The sequence below is a fragment of the Oceanobacillus piezotolerans genome, from assembly GCF_003665065.1.
Lineage (GTDB): Bacteria > Bacillota > Bacilli > Bacillales > Amphibacillaceae > Oceanobacillus > Oceanobacillus piezotolerans.
The window spans coordinates 1-16,211 of record NZ_RCHR01000009.1 but is presented as its reverse complement, the minus strand read 5'-3'; the positions used below and the strand labels follow the sequence as shown (position 1 = coordinate 16,211).

The window sequence follows — 16,211 nt, the reverse complement described above, 5'->3', positions numbered from 1 at the left end:
CTATCCTTTCTCAAGAAAATATATGTTTCCACCATCAACTTGGGGACATTTATTTTTCTTGCTCCACATCAAGAAAGGAAGCATGAGAAACGTCCCATGCTTCCTCCAAAACTTTCCTATCCGCCAAGATATGCTTGCCTAATTTCTTCACTTGCCTGTAGCTTCTCAGCAGTTCCAGAAGTAATTACCGATCCTGTTTCAATTACATATGCCCTTGTTGCAATGGATAGTGCCATATGCGCATTTTGCTCAACTAAAAGAATAGTCGTTCCATCCCGATTAATTTCCTCAATAATATTAAAAATTGTCTTCACTAACAGTGGTGCTAATCCCATGGATGGTTCGTCAAGGAGAAGTAGTTTCGGCTTTGCCATCAGCGCTCGCCCCATCGCCAGCATTTGCTGCTCACCACCGGAAAGCGTACCAGCCAACTGTTTCTTCCGCTCATATAACCTTGGAAACAATTCAAATACCTTATCAAAATCCTCGCGAATCCCTTTCGAATCCTTTCTCAAATATGCACCAAGCTCTAAATTCTCCTCTACCCTCATATTTGCAAATACACGGCGTCCTTCTGGAACATGAGAGATACCTGCTTTGACGATATCTTGGGCAGGCTTTCCGGCAATCGATTTATTGAAGTATTCGATTTTTCCTTTCTTTGGCTTTAATAAGCCAGATAATGTATTTAATAACGTACTTTTTCCAGCCCCATTTGCACCAATTAATGTCACTATTTCACCTTCATTTACATTTAGGGAAACACCTTTCAGTGCTTTAATATTTCCATAATAGACATTGATTTCCTCAACACTAAGCATGATTACTAATGACCTCCTCACCGAGATACGCTTCGATTACTTTTGGATGATTTCGCACTTCATCTGGTGTCCCCTCTGCGATCAGCAGGCCATGATCGAGTACAGAAATTCGCTCACATATTCCCATTACTAACTTCATATCATGCTCGATTAAGAGGATGGTCAAATTAAATTGTTCACGTATAAAGGAAATTAATTCCATCAAATCATTTGTTTCCTGTGGATTCATACCTGCTGCTGGTTCGTCGAGTAAGAGCAATTCCGGACCTGCTGCAAGTGCCCTAGCGATCTCTAATCTCCTCTGCCCGCCATATGGTAAGTTCTTTGCCTTTTCATCCTTTACTTTATCCAATTGGAAGATTTTGAGAAGATCAATTGCCTTTGCTTCCATCTCCTGTTCCCCGATAAAATGATTACGCAAACGGAAAATAGAACTTATAATAGAATGTCTTGCTAAAGAATGATAAGCTACCTTTACATTATCTAATACGGACTGCTCATTAAAGAGACGGACATTTTGAAAGGTACGGCTAATCCCTTTTCGTGTAACCTTGAAAGGCGCTAGACCATTAATTCGTTCACCATTAAGCATTATTTCGCCCTCTGTTGGCGTGTACACCCCTGTTAGCAGATTAAAGACTGTCGTTTTTCCCGCGCCATTAGGTCCAATTAGTCCAATTAGTTCCCCAGGATAGAGCTTCAGATTAAAGCCATCCACAGCCTTCAATCCCCCGAAGTTAATCCCAACCTGACTGACGTGAAGAATCGGTTTATCCTCCATACTGGTTTCCTCCCTTTATCCGCTTCCATTTCCACTTTCCGAAGTAATCCGTTATTTCACGTGTTCCCATTAACCCTTGAGGACGATAGAGCATGACCATAACGAGTACTAAGCTATAAATAATCATCCGTGTCTCCGGAAGCTCTTGAAGAAATGTGGATACAACCGTTAATAAAATTGCGGAAATAACCGCCCCAGATAAACTTCCCAGTCCACCTAATACAACAAAGATCAAAATATCAAATGATTTCAAAAAGCCAAAGTTCACAGGCTGAATGATATAGAAATTATGCGCATATAATCCACCCGCAATCCCGGCAAAAAAGGAACCGATTACAAATGCTGTTACTTTATAATAAGTCGTATTAATTCCCATTGCATCAGCAGCAATTTCATTTTCACGAATGGAAATACATGCACGACCATGTCTAGAGTTTGTAAAGTTAACAATCACAACAATCGTAAGAAGTAGACAGAGAAAGGAAGTCGTCCATGTCGTAGCATGGGTAACCTGCATTCCCGCAGCACCGCCAACATAATCAATGTTCAGAAAAATAATACGAATGATTTCAGCAAAACCAAGTGTGGCAATTGCTAAATAATCTCCGCGAAGACGTAAACTAGGAATCCCAACAACCAACCCTGCTAAAGCTGCAACAATCCCCCCTGCAACTAGTGCGAGAGAAAAGGGCATGCCTAGCTCCATCGTCATTATAGCCGAAATATATGCACCAAGCGCTAGAAAACCGGCATGACCAATGGAGAATTGGCCTGTAATCCCAATTACTAAATGCAGACTCACAGCAAGAATAATATTAATGCAAATAAAGATAAGTGTATTCGAATAAAATGGATTTATAATTGCGGTCGAGATCAGTAGCTGAATAACCCCATAGAATACAAACGCAAGAATGATAGCTAACCAAAATGTATTCACCTTTTTCAACATGATAGCACCTACACTTTCTCCTTCGAATTTTTCCCAAAGATGCCAGAAGGTCTAAAAATGAGGATTAAAATTAGAATAATAAATGCTGCTGCATCTCTCCATAAGGAAAATCCAAACGCACTTACAACCGTTTCTACAATTCCTAAAACAAATCCACCAACAACTGCTCCAGGAATAATACCAATCCCTCCTAAAACTGCGGCAATAAAAGCCTTTAATCCTGGAATGATTCCCATCAAAGGATCAATCTTTGTATAGTAGACACCAAAGATTACACCTGCAGCCCCTGCGAGTGCAGAACCAATCGCAAAGGTAGCGGAGATCGTATTATTTACATTAATCCCCATTAGTTTTGCTGCATCTGGATCAAATGAAACGGCACGCATTGCCTTGCCAATCTTCGTTCGATGGACAATAAATTGCAGAATAATCATAAGTACGACAGAAACTAAAAGAATAAGGAGTGATTGACTACTTATTTGTATACCAAAAATATCAAGTGTTCGATTTGGCAATACATTCGGATATGCCTCTGGTTGTGCACCCCGAATATAGATAACGACATATTGAATAAATAAGGAAACCCCAATTGCTGTGATTAAAGCTGCAATTCTTGTGGAGTTTCGTAGCCGTTTATAAGCAACACGTTCAATTACTACACCGAACACTGCACAAACCGTCATCGATAAGACAAGTGAAGGAAAAAAACCAAGTCCCCAAAATGCAATCGCGTAAAATCCTGTAAACGAGCCAATCATAAATACTTCCCCATGGACGAAATTAATTAGCTTAATAATTCCATATACCATGGTATAACCTAGGGCAATTAATGCATAAATACTGCCGAGTGATATGCCATTAAAGAGCTGCTGTAGCCATTCCATCGATTCCCACCCCTATAAATTATGAGTTTAGAAATGGGAGAACACCCTTCTCCCATTTACAAATTGTCTATATAGATAAGAGCAAATGCCTGTAAGTTATCATTACTACAGGCATTTTTTACAGGTATTACGGATTAATTTTTGTTTTAAACACTTGTTTTCCATCGACATATTCTAAGATTGTTGCTGATTTAATTGGATTATGATCCTCATCAATCGTAACAACTCCTGAAACGAGCTTTATCTCCTTCGTTTCTTCTAGTGCGTCTTTTATTGCTGTAGATTCCGTACTTCCTGCACGCTCGATTGCATCGGCTAATAAGTAGACAGAATCATAGCCAAGTGCATGAAAGGCGTTAGGTGATGCTCCATCATATTTTTCTTTAAATTTCGTTACAAAGTTTTGAATTGTTTCATCTGGATCTTCCGATGAATAGTGGTTTGTAATAAATGTATTATTCAATGCTTCAGCACCAGCTAACTCTACGAGGGTAGGGGAATCCCAACCATCCGCACCCATGAGTGGTACGTCGATCCCCATTTCTCGGGCTTGTTTTATAATTAATCCTACCTCTTCATAATATCCAGGAATAAAAATGAATTCTGGATTAGCGGACTGAATACGAGTTAACGTCGAACGAAAGTCGGTATCCTTCGCAACATAAGCCTCTTCCGATACAACCGTTCCACCTGCAGCTTCAAACGTTTCCTTGAAAGCGGAACCTAGCCCTTTCGCATAATCACTCGCATTATCTGCTAAAATGGCAGCATTTTTAATCCCCAAGTCATCGATTGCAAAATTTGCTGCTACGGTTCCTTGAAACGGATCAATATAGGATGTGCGGAAAACAAATTCATTCAATGTCCCATCATCTGTGATCGTAACATTCGGACTCGTCCCTGAAGGAGAGAGTAGCACTGTTTCCGTATCATTTGCAATTTGCGCTTGGGCTACTGTGTTTCCACTCGTAGCAGCTCCAATAATCGCGGTAACCTTATCTTGACTCGTTAATTTAATTGCCGCATTCGTTGCCTCCGCTGCATCGGATTTATTATCAACCTTCGTCACCTTTACTTGTTTCCCATCGATACCACCAGCTTCGTTGATTTCCTCAACAGCTAGCTCAATCCCTTCCGTATCTGATTGGCCATAGGATGCAACCGCTCCAGACAGCTCCATGTTCACACCAATATGAATCGTATCCCCACCACCATCACTAGTAGCTCCTGAATCTCCCGAACCACAAGCAGCAAGTACCATTCCAAGTAAACTTGCGGTGAAAAGAATCTTAATGACGCTTTTCCTCATGACTAAATTCCCCCTCTTTCATTATCTTTTTCAGATAATTTATATCATGCTGCTTCGTTATTTATGTATTATTCTGATTAGTTATCTGAAAATAAGACATATACTAATTATTTTATTTATTTATAATATTATAAATCCTAATAGATACATAGTCCAGCTATTTTTTTCATTTAGTACATTTTGCATAGTGTGCGTCATTACCGTAGATAAATACAAAGTTAAGTTGCGTATTTGCAGAAAACCAGGGGAAATAATGGAGTTCGATTGGGCGGGTTCCACAGCCTTCGTCATTGATCGAGACACAGGAGAAAAGCTAAAAGCATGTATTTTTGTCCCAACATTACCTTGTAGCCAACTCTCATATGCAGAAGCTACTACATCTATGAATTTACCTTCTTGGATTACAGTTCACCATCAATGAACTGACAATTATACTTAGTGGGGGCTGACACCGGATTCTTTCAAATCACTTTATTTTAAAGCAATAGGGAACACACCAGCGTTCTTCAGCACCAGCTTATACACATTCGTTCATTAGGTGTAAAGGTCTCTATGGATAATTTCGGGACAGGTTACTCCTCGATTGGGCTGCTTGATTTAATTCCCCTAGATGCACTAAAATTAGATCGATTATTTACCAATGATTTGGAAAAGCCGAGTAAACGTGCGATCATTCATGCCATAATTGTCATGGCAGAAAGTCTTGGACTGGAGGTCATTGCCGAGGGGGTAGAGAGTCAAGACGAAGTTAGGTCATTAAGCGAACTTGGCTGCCAAGTCATGCAGGGGTATTTTTACAGCAAGCCGATGAAGCCAGATGTGGTTGGTGAATGGATACTTAACCACGATAAAAATTATTCTTTCCTTTCTAAAGTATGAATACACACTCACTCAACCTATTTTTTCGTTTCGAGTGAGTGTTTTTATTGTGCACTTTGAAACAGCCACCTTACTTGGCTGCAGGGTAGCTAGTTCTTTAAATTTAAATAGACGGAATAAAGGCAATCCGCTATTCGAAGTCCTTTTCATAATACCTCTGAGATTCGGCTGAGAAACAGATTGTCCCAATCCTATTAGTGAATAAAGATTCTATTCCATCCAGTACGAAATCGTTATTATAAAACTATCAATTTAACGTTTTCTTCGTTGTAATAAATGCTGTTTCACCTCTTGTGAAAAAAGAGGGAAAAGGAAACGTCCCTAACGCTCCCCCCTCTCGCTCCCTATCACTTCTCATACTATTTTATTATTGATAGAATAATAGTAAAATATAAAGGAGGAATAATGATGGCATTTTTCGAGACTAGTGATGGTGTGAAATTATACTACCAGGAAAAAGGAGAAGGAAACCCAATCGTATTCATTCATGGATGGGGAATGGATCATACCAGTTTTGAGCCAACGTTTGAAGCATTAAGTGAGAGTTATCGTGTCGTTTCCTATGATTTAAGAGGATTTGGCAGCTCTGAAAAGGCCCAAGTTGGATATACATTGAATAGATTTGCCCAGGACCTGGAAGAATTAATGGGATTCCTGGATTTGAATAACGTGACATTAGCCGGTCATTCGATGGGGACTTCCATTATATTTGATTATGTAAGAACCTTTGGCAATTCCAGATTGAAATCGGTAACACTTTTAGATATGACTCCGAAATTAGTTAATGATGAAAGCTGGAACCTTGGGCTTTTCCATGGAAAATATCAATTAGAAGACGCCCATCATGATCTGACTAGAATCTTTAACAATATGGAAGAGTTTTGCGGTTCGTTCATGAGAATTTCGATACCTTATATCACAGAAGAGATGTTTGAAGAGTTAATGGAAGGAATGAAACTTAACTCTCCATTCGTTCTTGCTGGAATGTGGCATGCGATGGCTGTAAACGATTACCGAGATGTTCTAGAGAAAATTACCGTTCCTGCCCAAATAATATATGGTGAAAAAAGTACCCTCTACTCCAAAGAAACTGCAGAATATTTACACCAACACATAGCTAATTCCGAAGTCATTCCATTTGAAAATTGCACACATATGTTAGTTTCAGAAAATCCAGCTAAATTAACAGAGGTGATGAATGAGATAGCAAGTTTATCTTAATTTTACCTATTTAGAAAGGAGTATGAAAACCGATGCAAAAAATAACCGTTTTAGGTGCAGGAACCATGGGACATGGTATTGCTCAAAATTATGCACTGGCAGGATTTTCTGTAGCTTTATATGATTTAAAAACAGAGTACCTTTCCAAAGCACTATCACTCATTAATACGAATCTTACTCTCCTAGTTCAGGAAGAAAGGATAGATTCAGCACGTAAGGAAGAAGCATTGAACCGTATTACGGTGACAACAGACCTTAAGGAAGCTGTCGGTGATACAGATTTCATCACGGAAACAATCATCGAAGTATTAGATGCTAAACATCAACTATATCGCCAATTGGATGAACTTGTTCCGGAAGAGGTCATTATTGCTTCCAATACGTCTACCTTTTCTCTTGAGCAATTAACTAAGAGTATGAAAAATAGTAAGCGTTTTATTATTACCCATTTCTTCAATCCGGCACAGCTCGTTCCTTTAGTAGAAATCGTAAAAAGGGATGAGACACCTGAAAAAGTCGTCGACCAAACAGTAGCATTAATGAAAAAAATTGGTAAGGAGCCCGTTGTGTTGCAAAGGGATATTCCTGGATTTATTGCCAACCGTCTGCAAGCAGCGCTTGTCCGTGAGGCGTTTCATTTGCTCGAAGAAGGAGTGGCAGATGCGAAAAGTATAGATTTGGCTTTAACGGCTGGTCCAGGGTTCCGTTGGGCTTTCATCGGGCCACTTGAAACGGCGGATTATGGAGGTCTTGATATTTGGAAGAGTGTGGTGGAAAACTTGGCACCAGAGTTATCCCAGGCTGAAAAAGTGCCTTCCTTTATTAATGAAAAAATAAGTCAGGGAAAATTAGGAACGAAAGCTGGCGAGGGCATTTACAACTACTCTGAAACACTTGTAGAAAAGGCACTCGAAAAAAGGGATCGTAATTTTATTAGACTAGGGGAAATTAAAGGGAAATAGAAGCGTGGGGACGGTTCTGGTGCTTCCTATGACCGCATAGAGTATGATCAGAATGCGGATGGTGCCATTCGTCCCTGTTTTCCGTGGTTCGGAGACAAGTTCTTATGAACGATATGTTCCTCATATGCATTTGATTTTCACGCCTAAAGGACATATAGTAGCAGTTTAACATGGATGAAAAGCTTTTATTGATTGCTTCTGCTTTTAAAAGCTCTTCATAACATGGATGAACTGTTTTTATTGGTTGCTTTTGCTTTTAAAAGCCCTTCATAACATGGATGAACTGCTTTTATTGATTGCTTTTACTTTAAAAAGCCCTTCATAGCATGGATGAACTGCTTTTATTGGTTGCTATCACTTTTAAAAGCTCTTGATAGCATGATGAAGAGTAATCATCTCCCCTACACCTAGCCCTATTTACATTATGGATGTTTTCAATCAATTGTTTACTCTTCTAAATAATTGTCAAGAACTTCTAAGACCAGTTCAGGATGGTTAACTTCTTATTATCTGCAATAGATTTTAATTTCTGCTTTTGTTTTGTTGAAGGAAAGATAGTAATCCTCTCGATTCCACTATCTAATAGAATACCATTATGTCTCTGAGTAATCTCTCCACTAACCAGATGCTCTTCTAATAAAGAATAATATTCTCCCTTTTCTTTTATTAAGAATGGCTTCACATAAACATTTATGTATCCATCCGCTTCTGTTATCTTCATATTCTTATGGCCAAGAGAACGATAAAACGATTCAATTACTTCATATATGAAAGAATGTAGAGAAGCTGGCTGCTCGAAGCGGAATTGAACATATCCTGGCTTATTAATTATATTCTGTGTCTTAAAATGTTCTAGTGGGATGAATCCTCTTTGCTTCAATTCACTCAAAGGTATCCTTTCCCCACTATCCGTAAGCACAACGCCTTCTTCTTTTGAAAGTTCTACTATTCTAGCTTTTTCTTTCGTTTGTTCGTTTAGAAAAGATTGAAAGTGGTAATATTTCCATTTAGGATGATAGAAAAAGCTTTTCACCTTATGTTCCGTAGCATAGGATTGTTCTAGCTCCATTAACGTTTCTTCTTGAACAAAGTACGTCATTCTACCGCGATAACTTGGTGTACACCTAATTTCTTCGCAACCTCGGAAGTTGTATAACCAGTTGGACGTTGATTTTCTAACTTCTCTACGTCTGATTCATAAAACAGCATCGTTTCATCAACAGTCCAGTCCTCATAAACCGGTACTAGCTTTTTATTCTTTACATATTGATAGATCGTTGTAACCGTTAATCCCAATCTTTCCGCTACTTCTTTTGTACTTAGCAACTCCTGTTGTTCCAATGTTTCTCCTCCTATAACTACTAACTGAATATAAATCAATAATATATTATCTTCGTGTAAAAAGTAATTCATTAGCAATTTACGCTTACTTATGATTGCACAGTTATCTTAAGTGTTGTTCCAACTCTTTTACGAATCTTTACTGTACCCTTTTATTTCTACTAATCTCCCATGATTACAATATTTTCGATCCCCCAGAAACCCAGTTCATACTGAATTTTCGCTCCCTCTTCTAGACTTAACCAAATATCTTTTGAAACGCTGTAATCTTCGTCATCTACAAAGATGATATATTCGTCTAAAGTGGAGTTTGTTGTGACAACTGGTTTTCCGCCCGTAGATAGCCCAACCCCTGTTGAAACTGTGCCTTTTTGGAAATATTTTCCTTGTATAATACCTTCATATATAATTGGTTCTTCAAGTGAAGAATCACTACAACCCATTAATAACAGAAATAAAAATAAACCAAGAACTTTATGTAGTTTTTTAACCATACAAACCCTTTCACCTATACTGTTTTTATTACCTATCTTAAAACGTTTGATATCATTTATTTGTTAATATGGGAAGAAATAGAATAAATCGAAATGGAAATGCCAACCTATCTTCTCCTGCTGCATTAGACTGAATAAATTAACGATAAATCGTCTTCATGCAAGTAGGCATACGATTGGCCATTAAAAAATTCAACTTCAAAAATCGACTTATTTCCAATTCCGTAATAAACAGCGATGACTTTTCCCATTTTTCCTGATAAAGAATGTAAATAGCGAAATTCTTTAAATGAAATTTCCTCAAGTAATAACAAGCTTGGCTTAACCACCCTAACTGTTGCACCCATTAACACTTCTTCTCTTTTCATTGCTCAGATCATACAAATCGCTCCTTTACTTAGATTAAGTTTGAATTCTTTAGAATACCAACTTTTTCAATATTAACATCACCTATAACAGATGTATAGTTACTCAACATAACTATGATATACAATGTTATATTATTGTTTCTGCGTAGTTTAAAAAGTAAAATTCATATTGATTCCCTAGATAACAAAAACCGTTATTTTGAACAAAATTGCTCAAAGTAACGGTTTTTTGTCTTTTCATTGTAAATTTTGGTAACTTCATATTATCAAAAAGTAATAATCAGATGTTAAACGGATATTCATCATCATTGTTTAAGGTTGAGAATCTATTACGGAGAATTAATTCCTATTATTCTATGGAGTTTGCTCAAAAGTATATTCTGTTGGTTCAATGTACTTGCTAAGTTCCTTATACAGAAGGTAAAATTTAAATAAATTTTTTCCGAATTCTGGTGTTGCTATTTTGTATCTTTCTGGAAGTTTTCTTGCTGTTATTAATCCGGCAACTGTTCTGAATAAAAAACAATTGTTAATTTCCTCAAGTATTACTATTAAGTCATGGTCAATGTTAATTATTACAGGTATTTGGAAGATACTATTAATCGTACCTTGAATCCCTGAACGATATTCTTCTAATAACATTAATTCGGTATAATCTCCAGTACCAAAAGGAACTTTTCGACCAGTTGATTTTTCAATATATTGATAACTAAAATTCATTTTATTATTAGGATCTATCCTATTTATTTTCTCTACCTGCTCCTTTAATAGTTCATCGTTAGATTCAGTAATACTATTTTTGTGAAAATAATAATAGATTATTACTCCCATGTCACCAAGGATATTATCTATTCTATTTTCGATGATTGCCATTGCGCGTTTGCGTTTATTTTGTTCTGGTAAATAGACAACTATAAAGTAAAAAATACAACTCACTATGTAGCTAATGCTAAGTCCAAAAATTGTCTCTCCTAACTCATACCCGTAATGAAACCATGATAAATAACCTATCTGGGAAGTATGTATGTCCTTTAAAGGTGAAAATTTAATTACTATTATTAAAATACAACTCAATATTAAAAAAAACCAAAATAAGAAACGAATATTTAATTTCCTTAACAAATTAATCCCCCCTAATTTCCCCGTATCACTCAATTTTCGTAATACTATTTACCATTATAGTTACTGTTTCACTAAAATTTCCTAAGTTCTCACAAAACAAGGCCCTATTTTGAGATTGCCCCTCCTGAAAAGCCAACCATTTGAATGGCTTCAGGTATACTTGTAAAGTCTGTTTGCCCACCTTCATAAAAAGCATCTAGAGCGTCAACGAAATAGTCTTTAGTAGTGTAAACAGAGTAACCTTGATTCATTAAAGTTTGTAATTCCCTTGAAACAATGTTGTATTTTTCGCTTGCTGATAAGGAATTCCATTGAGAATTTACACTATCTGTTGAAGATTTTTTCTCTTCTGTATCAGTTTCCTTTATATATGCAGCAAAGCCTATTCGTTCATATTCTCCTTCTTTAAGTACTGTACCTGATTTATTAATGACAAATTCTTCCCCAGCAATTTTCCCGAAAATTTGATTATCCAGATTATCTACATTATCCGTTGTTAATACCGGTGCCTCGTTTTCCAAACTAATAATGTAATTATCCCCATCATCCCCAAATGTTAAAGTTAAAGTCTTGTATTCTATTTCACTAATAGCTATATTACCTAGATAGAAACCATTACCTTGGAAATCGAAAATTTCTTGTGCCAATTCTTCTAAGAGCCGGTATTGTTCAAGATGTTCTAAAGCAAGATATGAATCATTAATAGGAACATCAATATCAGTATTTATTTTTCCGCTATAATTCTCATCTTTAAACTGAATAGTTCCATCAATGTAATTATAAAGTTCAGTCTGATTAATTATGGTTTCAATCTCTTTATGTTTAGATTGTACAGCATGTAAAGATCGTTGTAGATCAGCTTCCTTTTTTTCTTCTTCACTTGTACATCCAGTTAGGATAATAAATAAAGCCATAAAGCAAAATATTACTGTTTTTCTCACCTTTCAATTCCTCCAATCTAATAATGCTATTTTACTGTATTGATTCGGAGATGAATAGTTCTTTTGCTTCATATGACTTTTTGCACTTAATTAGTTAAATGCCCCGCTTGCTGAATACAAGTTAAAAATGATAAGAAAATAAGTGAGCAGAATAATAGACGATTAATTTAAATTCAATTAAACTAAAGTCAAAGATAGTCAAAGTCAAAAACGTGAAATACCGTTAGCAAGAGACAAGAATATCGAGACAAATATTACTATTAACAAGGAGGAATTTACATGGCAAATCGCACTATCCAGGAATTAATAGCAGGCGAACAAAATATTGTAAATTATTATATAGAAGCAAATGGGCTTTGGGAAGACATTTGGAGAAATGAACAAAGTGAAACCGTTGAGGGTCTCTCTAGATTATTATTCGAGGAGCAGATGACATTTGAGAGCCAATGTGGAGGCAGATTTTTAGGTCAGGAGATTATGGCTTGGTCCGGATTTGCTCATTTATATGATATCCATACTGGTTTTGAGGGTATTAATCAGGAAAGAGTCAATAGATTAAGAGAAGCTTTCAAAATGAGTTCTTGTAGCTTAGAAGTAATAGCCCATGCTGATAAGGCTGCTGAATCATACCATTTGGAATAAAAATGTAAATTGAAATTTGCCGAAGTTAAGGCGTATCTTATTAGATACGCCTTTTTGCATTAGTTATGAAGGTTCTTCTAGTTTAAAAATCCCCTTCTTGTTCAATTATTCTGCTCCGTTTTTTTCGTAACTCCATTTCGGCTTCGTCAATTAATTCCGTAATTTTATTCTCATAGTAACGTATTTCTTCTATAGTTAATGTGAAGAAAACATTAAATAACAGCTTAAATTTCGTATCAAAGGCCGTAATATCAGAGCACTAAGTTACACACAAAAACGTTTAGACTAAATCCAAGCGTTTTCTTATTGTTTATTTTTTAACTTCTTTAACTCTTGCACCCTTTAGTACAATAACTTCAAGAAAAATAAGCGTTGCTCTTTCTTTAAATAACACATCCTAAGTTAAGAGAATACCTTTTGAAGAAATTCATGTGTAATTGTATTAAAAACTGTGGGTTGGCAAAGATTGCTCGGGTCAAAAGAGTCTTCAATTACTACCAATTCTCCGTCCGTCAAATTACTTACTTGTTCCATCATTTTTATACCTAATTTAGTATTATCTCCGACTAAGCATAGAACAGGAACATCTAAAGTTGATAAATCATTGTTAAGTTTTATATTGTTAATTGTTTTTCTTTGAAGAATTGTTTCACGTTTTCTCATATTCACTATGACTTTCTTCATTTCAGAACCTGCTAAAGGCCAATTTTTATAGGATGATGTTGTAAGTTTCGCTAACCATTTATTAGGAAGCCTTAAAATCCAAGTTTGTTTTGCCCCAAACATTGCCAACGCTTTTTGTAAGGAGTCTGTGGAAGTATCACAAAAACTATCTGATATGATTAAAGAATTGACAACATTAGGGTAAGTAATTGCAAACTTTTGTATAAAAACACCACCATATGAAACACCAACAAAAGAAGATTGTTCTATTTCTAAATGGTCCAAAATTTGTATGACATCTTTTATTTGCGTGTCTAATACCTCATCTTTGAGACATTCTAATTTTCCTGATTTTCCATTGCCTCTCAAATCTATAATCACTACTTTAAATTCTTTTTTAAAATATTCAACTTGAGGTTTATACATCTCAGACGAAGCTCCTAAACCATGTATAAATACTAACGGTTCCCCATTTCCAATACATTCATAATATATATCGATGCCATCGTCAGTGATATAATATGGCATAACTATTCTCCTCTCGCTACTATAACTTGACCAAAATAAATTTCCTTGTTGAGCTTAACTGCCCTAATAGCATAAATTCAACAAAATAAGGTTATTCCTTATTAAAAAATCGCACCCGTTACCTGAATAAGTTATATAACGCCAACCCTATTTGATGACCTAATAAAAATAAAATTGCTATTGCTGATACGTTCACACAGGCAAATATAAATGGTCTTTTCTTTCCGAGGGCTTTATAAAATATATGTATTTTCTGTAAAGCAGTCAATTTAGAACCCCTTTCTAATCAAAATCAATATATTACTATTCTACTGTAATATCAAAATCCTTGTTAAACTAAACTCTCTCAATATAGAAAGTGAAATCTACCGATTTCTTTTATTTTCTTAGATTTTCATACCAGTTTAAATTTAGTAATTTATGATTTAGTGGTTAATATTATCTGATAAGGTAAATTCTGGTTCATTAGAGAAAAAAGACTTATATTCAACTAGACCAACCTTAGGAAAAAAGTGGTAACTGAGTTAAAATATGATCGCACAAGTGGATCTCCACACGTCTCATGGAGGTCAACCCTCTCATGTCTCACAGAGTCAATGCTCTCAAATTCCTTCGTCCAACCTTACCATGAGGTGGATGTCAGTCATGCTGCCCCACAGGGTCCATGCCCGAAGTTTAGTTGCTTTGCTGACTAATCCGTGCTTCAGTTTTTTAAATTTCTAAACATAAATGATAAAAATTAAACTATAATAATCTAATTAATTGACCTTATGCAGCTTCTTTCACAATCTGTACATTTTGCATATGAGGAATATCCTTTAACATTCTTTCTTCACTAAATTCAAATTGCTTCTTTCCAATGGAAAAAAGTATACGAATTAATTTATTACACAAGGCAATAAGTGACTGCATCTTCTTCAAGGGATTATCAGGACGTTGCGTGTAATACGCATGCAAAGCTTTAAATGCAGAGTTCTTTGCGACAAGTATCATACACACTCTAAACAAAAGAGCTCGCAATTTTTTTCTGCCTCTTTTAGTAATGGTAGTTTTCCCTTTATGTTTTCCTGAAGTGTTTTCTTTCAGGCTTAATCCAGCTAACTTAATTAGCTGTCTTGGATGAGAATACTCACTTAGATCTCCAACTTCGGCGAAAAATCCAGCGACTGTATCTCTTCCAACACCCTTTATAGCCAACATTTGTTGTACACCAGGTATTCGATCGATTAATGAATCAATTTTAGAATCCAATCCTTCGAATTTGATTTGAATTAATTCATACTTATCAATTAATGTCCTTAGCTCTAATTTAGCCATACTAGCACCTTGTCTAAGTCCGATGGACTTACTGGCTGCTTGTTTTAACTCTTGGATTTTACTAAGACCAACACTACGTTTTACAGCTTTTCTTAAATGAATTAATAGTTCTTGATCAGAGAACTTTACTAATTCATGTGGTAGCGCATAGAGCTTTAAAAACTGTAATGCAGCCTTTCCCTCCCACTTCTTAAAGACAGTAAGGAACTCAGGAAAATAACGATCAATCCAGTTGTGAACTTGCCCTTGAACAGTTTGTAGATCCTCAGTTAAGAGATCACGGATTTTTTTAGCTACTCGGAGTTCTGCATAAACACCTTGCGGAATTGTAGGTTCAGCGTATCTCCCATCTTTAACTAACTGTGCAATAACTTTGGCATCCTTCACATCATTTTTAGTTGGAGAATTATCGTCCAATTCCTTAGATTTCTTTACGTGGAGTGGGTTTACAGCTACAAACTTAATATCATTTTCTTTAAGAATGTGAGCTAAATTCAGCCAGTAATGACCAGTTGGTTCCATACCGACTATCACTTTATTCATGTCCTGTTCCTGCATTAAAAAAGAAATCCAACGAATAAAATCTTGGAAACCATTTTTCGAGTTTTCAAAGTAACAAGGCGCTCCAAACTCAATTCCTCTAAAATCTTGCGCTCTGGCAACATGCTTAAACTTAGCAATATCAACACCTATAATTAGTGTTTGAGAAGTGATTTGAGCAATCTTTTTGTTTTGGTTATAATTCATTTTATTAGCCTCCTGATTAATAAGTCAGTCCTTTATGCCGGCAAGCTTTTGGACTCTCTTATTCTATCAGGGGGTTATTTTTTTGCACAACCTTCATTTTCATTGATTACAGGAATGCTGCCCCGTTAGCATTCCTGTAGAACGTTAAATTTCAGGTTTGAAAAAAATAGAGCCCCTCGATAAGATGAATTTACACACACAAGCAAATCAATCTTAGGAGGAAGCTCTACATGAAGTATAAA

17 protein-coding genes and 1 pseudogene are annotated in these 16,211 nt (G+C 36.1%); 5 read left to right on the top strand and 13 right to left on the bottom strand.

The window, feature by feature from the left end; all coding sequences use genetic code 11:
* Positions 1–116: 116 nt before the first annotated feature.
* The 5 genes from D8M04_RS17855 to D8M04_RS17835 form a co-directional block, all read right to left on the bottom strand.
* A complete protein-coding gene (locus D8M04_RS17855) occupies positions 117–821 on the bottom strand; it encodes an ABC transporter ATP-binding protein (RefSeq protein ID WP_121524772.1) in 705 nt (234 codons plus the stop codon).
* Entirely contained in the window at positions 814–1,602 is a 789-nt protein-coding gene (locus tag D8M04_RS17850) for an ABC transporter ATP-binding protein (RefSeq protein WP_121524771.1), read from the bottom strand. The genes D8M04_RS17855 and D8M04_RS17850 overlap by 8 nt, the downstream gene beginning before the upstream one ends.
* A complete protein-coding gene (locus D8M04_RS17845) occupies positions 1,592–2,551 on the bottom strand; it encodes a branched-chain amino acid ABC transporter permease (RefSeq protein WP_121524770.1) in 960 nt (319 codons plus the stop codon). Before D8M04_RS17845 ends, D8M04_RS17850 begins: the two co-directional genes overlap by 11 nt.
* Before the next feature lie 8 nt (positions 2,552–2,559).
* Entirely contained in the window at positions 2,560–3,435 is an 876-nt protein-coding gene (locus D8M04_RS17840) for a branched-chain amino acid ABC transporter permease (RefSeq protein ID WP_121524769.1), read from the bottom strand.
* A gap of 127 nt (positions 3,436–3,562) precedes the next feature.
* The gene (locus D8M04_RS17835) at positions 3,563–4,744 is read right to left on the bottom strand and encodes an ABC transporter substrate-binding protein (RefSeq protein WP_121524768.1); all 1,182 of its coding nucleotides are present in this window, start codon (positions 4,742–4,744) and stop codon (positions 3,563–3,565) included.
* A gap of 253 nt (positions 4,745–4,997) precedes the next feature.
* Between D8M04_RS17835 and D8M04_RS17830 the strand changes: the two genes are divergently transcribed.
* The 4 genes and pseudogenes from D8M04_RS17830 (at position 4,998) to D8M04_RS17815 (ending at position 7,806) form a co-directional block, all read left to right on the top strand.
* Entirely contained in the window at positions 4,998–5,165 is a 168-nt protein-coding gene (locus D8M04_RS17830) for a hypothetical protein (protein WP_246001337.1), read from the top strand.
* Between the two features lie 86 nt (positions 5,166–5,251).
* Positions 5,252–5,623, top strand: a pseudogene (locus D8M04_RS17825) (EAL domain-containing protein); the annotation flags it as partial.
* A gap of 408 nt (positions 5,624–6,031) precedes the next feature.
* Positions 6,032–6,844, top strand: coding sequence for an alpha/beta fold hydrolase (locus tag D8M04_RS17820; protein ID WP_121524767.1), 813 nt, complete (start codon positions 6,032–6,034; stop codon positions 6,842–6,844).
* A 32-nt stretch (positions 6,845–6,876) separates the two neighbouring features.
* Positions 6,877–7,806: a 3-hydroxyacyl-CoA dehydrogenase family protein gene (locus D8M04_RS17815; protein ID WP_121524766.1), complete on the top strand. Its 930-nt coding sequence runs from the start codon at positions 6,877–6,879 to the stop codon at positions 7,804–7,806.
* A gap of 475 nt (positions 7,807–8,281) precedes the next feature.
* Here D8M04_RS17815 and D8M04_RS17810 read toward each other — a convergent pair whose 3' ends face one another.
* The 6 genes from D8M04_RS17810 to D8M04_RS17785 all read right to left on the bottom strand — a co-directional run bounded on the left by D8M04_RS17810 (position 8,282) and on the right by D8M04_RS17785 (position 12,072).
* A complete protein-coding gene (locus D8M04_RS17810; RefSeq protein WP_158595153.1) occupies positions 8,282–8,875 on the bottom strand; it encodes a hypothetical protein in 594 nt (197 codons plus the stop codon).
* Between the two features lie 26 nt (positions 8,876–8,901).
* Positions 8,902–9,147, bottom strand: a complete 246-nt coding sequence (locus D8M04_RS17805) for a helix-turn-helix domain-containing protein (RefSeq protein WP_158595152.1) — start codon at positions 9,145–9,147, stop codon at positions 8,902–8,904.
* A gap of 161 nt (positions 9,148–9,308) precedes the next feature.
* Positions 9,309–9,641 carry a hypothetical protein gene (locus D8M04_RS17800; protein ID WP_121524763.1) on the bottom strand — a complete coding sequence of 111 codons (333 nt, stop codon included), beginning with the start codon at positions 9,639–9,641 and terminating at the stop codon, positions 9,309–9,311.
* Positions 9,642–9,766: 125 nt separating this feature from the next.
* Positions 9,767–9,988 carry a hypothetical protein gene (locus D8M04_RS17795; RefSeq protein ID WP_158595151.1) on the bottom strand — a complete coding sequence of 74 codons (222 nt, stop codon included), beginning with the start codon at positions 9,986–9,988 and terminating at the stop codon, positions 9,767–9,769.
* 375 nt (positions 9,989–10,363) lie between these two features.
* Positions 10,364–11,131, bottom strand: a complete 768-nt coding sequence (locus D8M04_RS17790; RefSeq protein WP_121524761.1) for a hypothetical protein — start codon at positions 11,129–11,131, stop codon at positions 10,364–10,366.
* Between the two features lie 104 nt (positions 11,132–11,235).
* Positions 11,236–12,072, bottom strand: coding sequence for a hypothetical protein (locus tag D8M04_RS17785; RefSeq protein WP_121524760.1), 837 nt, complete (start codon positions 12,070–12,072; stop codon positions 11,236–11,238).
* Between the two features lie 279 nt (positions 12,073–12,351).
* Here D8M04_RS17785 and D8M04_RS17780 point away from each other — a divergent pair, with 279 nt between their 5' ends.
* Entirely contained in the window at positions 12,352–12,714 is a 363-nt protein-coding gene (locus tag D8M04_RS17780) for a hypothetical protein (protein ID WP_121524759.1), read from the top strand.
* A gap of 402 nt (positions 12,715–13,116) precedes the next feature.
* Here the strand turns inward: D8M04_RS17780 and D8M04_RS17775 are convergent, their stop codons facing one another.
* Both D8M04_RS17775 and D8M04_RS17770 read right to left on the bottom strand, forming a co-directional pair.
* Positions 13,117–13,905: an alpha/beta fold hydrolase gene (locus tag D8M04_RS17775; protein WP_121524758.1), complete on the bottom strand. Its 789-nt coding sequence runs from the start codon at positions 13,903–13,905 to the stop codon at positions 13,117–13,119.
* Between the two features lie 768 nt (positions 13,906–14,673).
* The gene (locus tag D8M04_RS17770) at positions 14,674–15,969 is read right to left on the bottom strand and encodes an IS110 family RNA-guided transposase (RefSeq protein ID WP_121524757.1); all 1,296 of its coding nucleotides are present in this window, start codon (positions 15,967–15,969) and stop codon (positions 14,674–14,676) included.
* Positions 15,970–16,211: the final 242 nt, after the last annotated feature.

Excerpts from the sequence above, each read along its gene's own strand:
- D8M04_RS17855 (WP_121524772.1), bottom strand. The coding sequence starts at position 821 with ATGCTTAGTGTTGAGGAAATCAATGTCTATTATGGAAATATTAAAGCA.
- D8M04_RS17850 (WP_121524771.1), bottom strand. The coding sequence starts at position 1,602 with ATGGAGGATAAACCGATTCTTCACGTCAGTCAGGTTGGGATTAACTTC.
- D8M04_RS17845 (WP_121524770.1), bottom strand. The coding sequence starts at position 2,551 with ATGTTGAAAAAGGTGAATACATTTTGGTTAGCTATCATTCTTGCGTTT.
- D8M04_RS17840 (WP_121524769.1), bottom strand. The coding sequence starts at position 3,435 with ATGGAATGGCTACAGCAGCTCTTTAATGGCATATCACTCGGCAGTATT.
- D8M04_RS17835 (WP_121524768.1), bottom strand. The coding sequence starts at position 4,744 with ATGAGGAAAAGCGTCATTAAGATTCTTTTCACCGCAAGTTTACTTGGA.
- D8M04_RS17830 (WP_246001337.1), top strand. The coding sequence starts at position 4,998 with ATGGAGTTCGATTGGGCGGGTTCCACAGCCTTCGTCATTGATCGAGAC.
- D8M04_RS17820 (WP_121524767.1), top strand. The coding sequence starts at position 6,032 with ATGGCATTTTTCGAGACTAGTGATGGTGTGAAATTATACTACCAGGAA.
- D8M04_RS17815 (WP_121524766.1), top strand. The coding sequence starts at position 6,877 with ATGCAAAAAATAACCGTTTTAGGTGCAGGAACCATGGGACATGGTATT.
- D8M04_RS17810 (WP_158595153.1), bottom strand. The coding sequence starts at position 8,875 with ATGGAGCTAGAACAATCCTATGCTACGGAACATAAGGTGAAAAGCTTT.
- D8M04_RS17800 (WP_121524763.1), bottom strand. The coding sequence starts at position 9,641 with ATGGTTAAAAAACTACATAAAGTTCTTGGTTTATTTTTATTTCTGTTA.
- D8M04_RS17795 (WP_158595151.1), bottom strand. The coding sequence starts at position 9,988 with ATGGGTGCAACAGTTAGGGTGGTTAAGCCAAGCTTGTTATTACTTGAG.
- D8M04_RS17780 (WP_121524759.1), top strand. The coding sequence starts at position 12,352 with ATGGCAAATCGCACTATCCAGGAATTAATAGCAGGCGAACAAAATATT.
- D8M04_RS17775 (WP_121524758.1), bottom strand. The coding sequence starts at position 13,905 with ATGCCATATTATATCACTGACGATGGCATCGATATATATTATGAATGT.
- D8M04_RS17770 (WP_121524757.1), bottom strand. The coding sequence starts at position 15,969 with ATGAATTATAACCAAAACAAAAAGATTGCTCAAATCACTTCTCAAACA.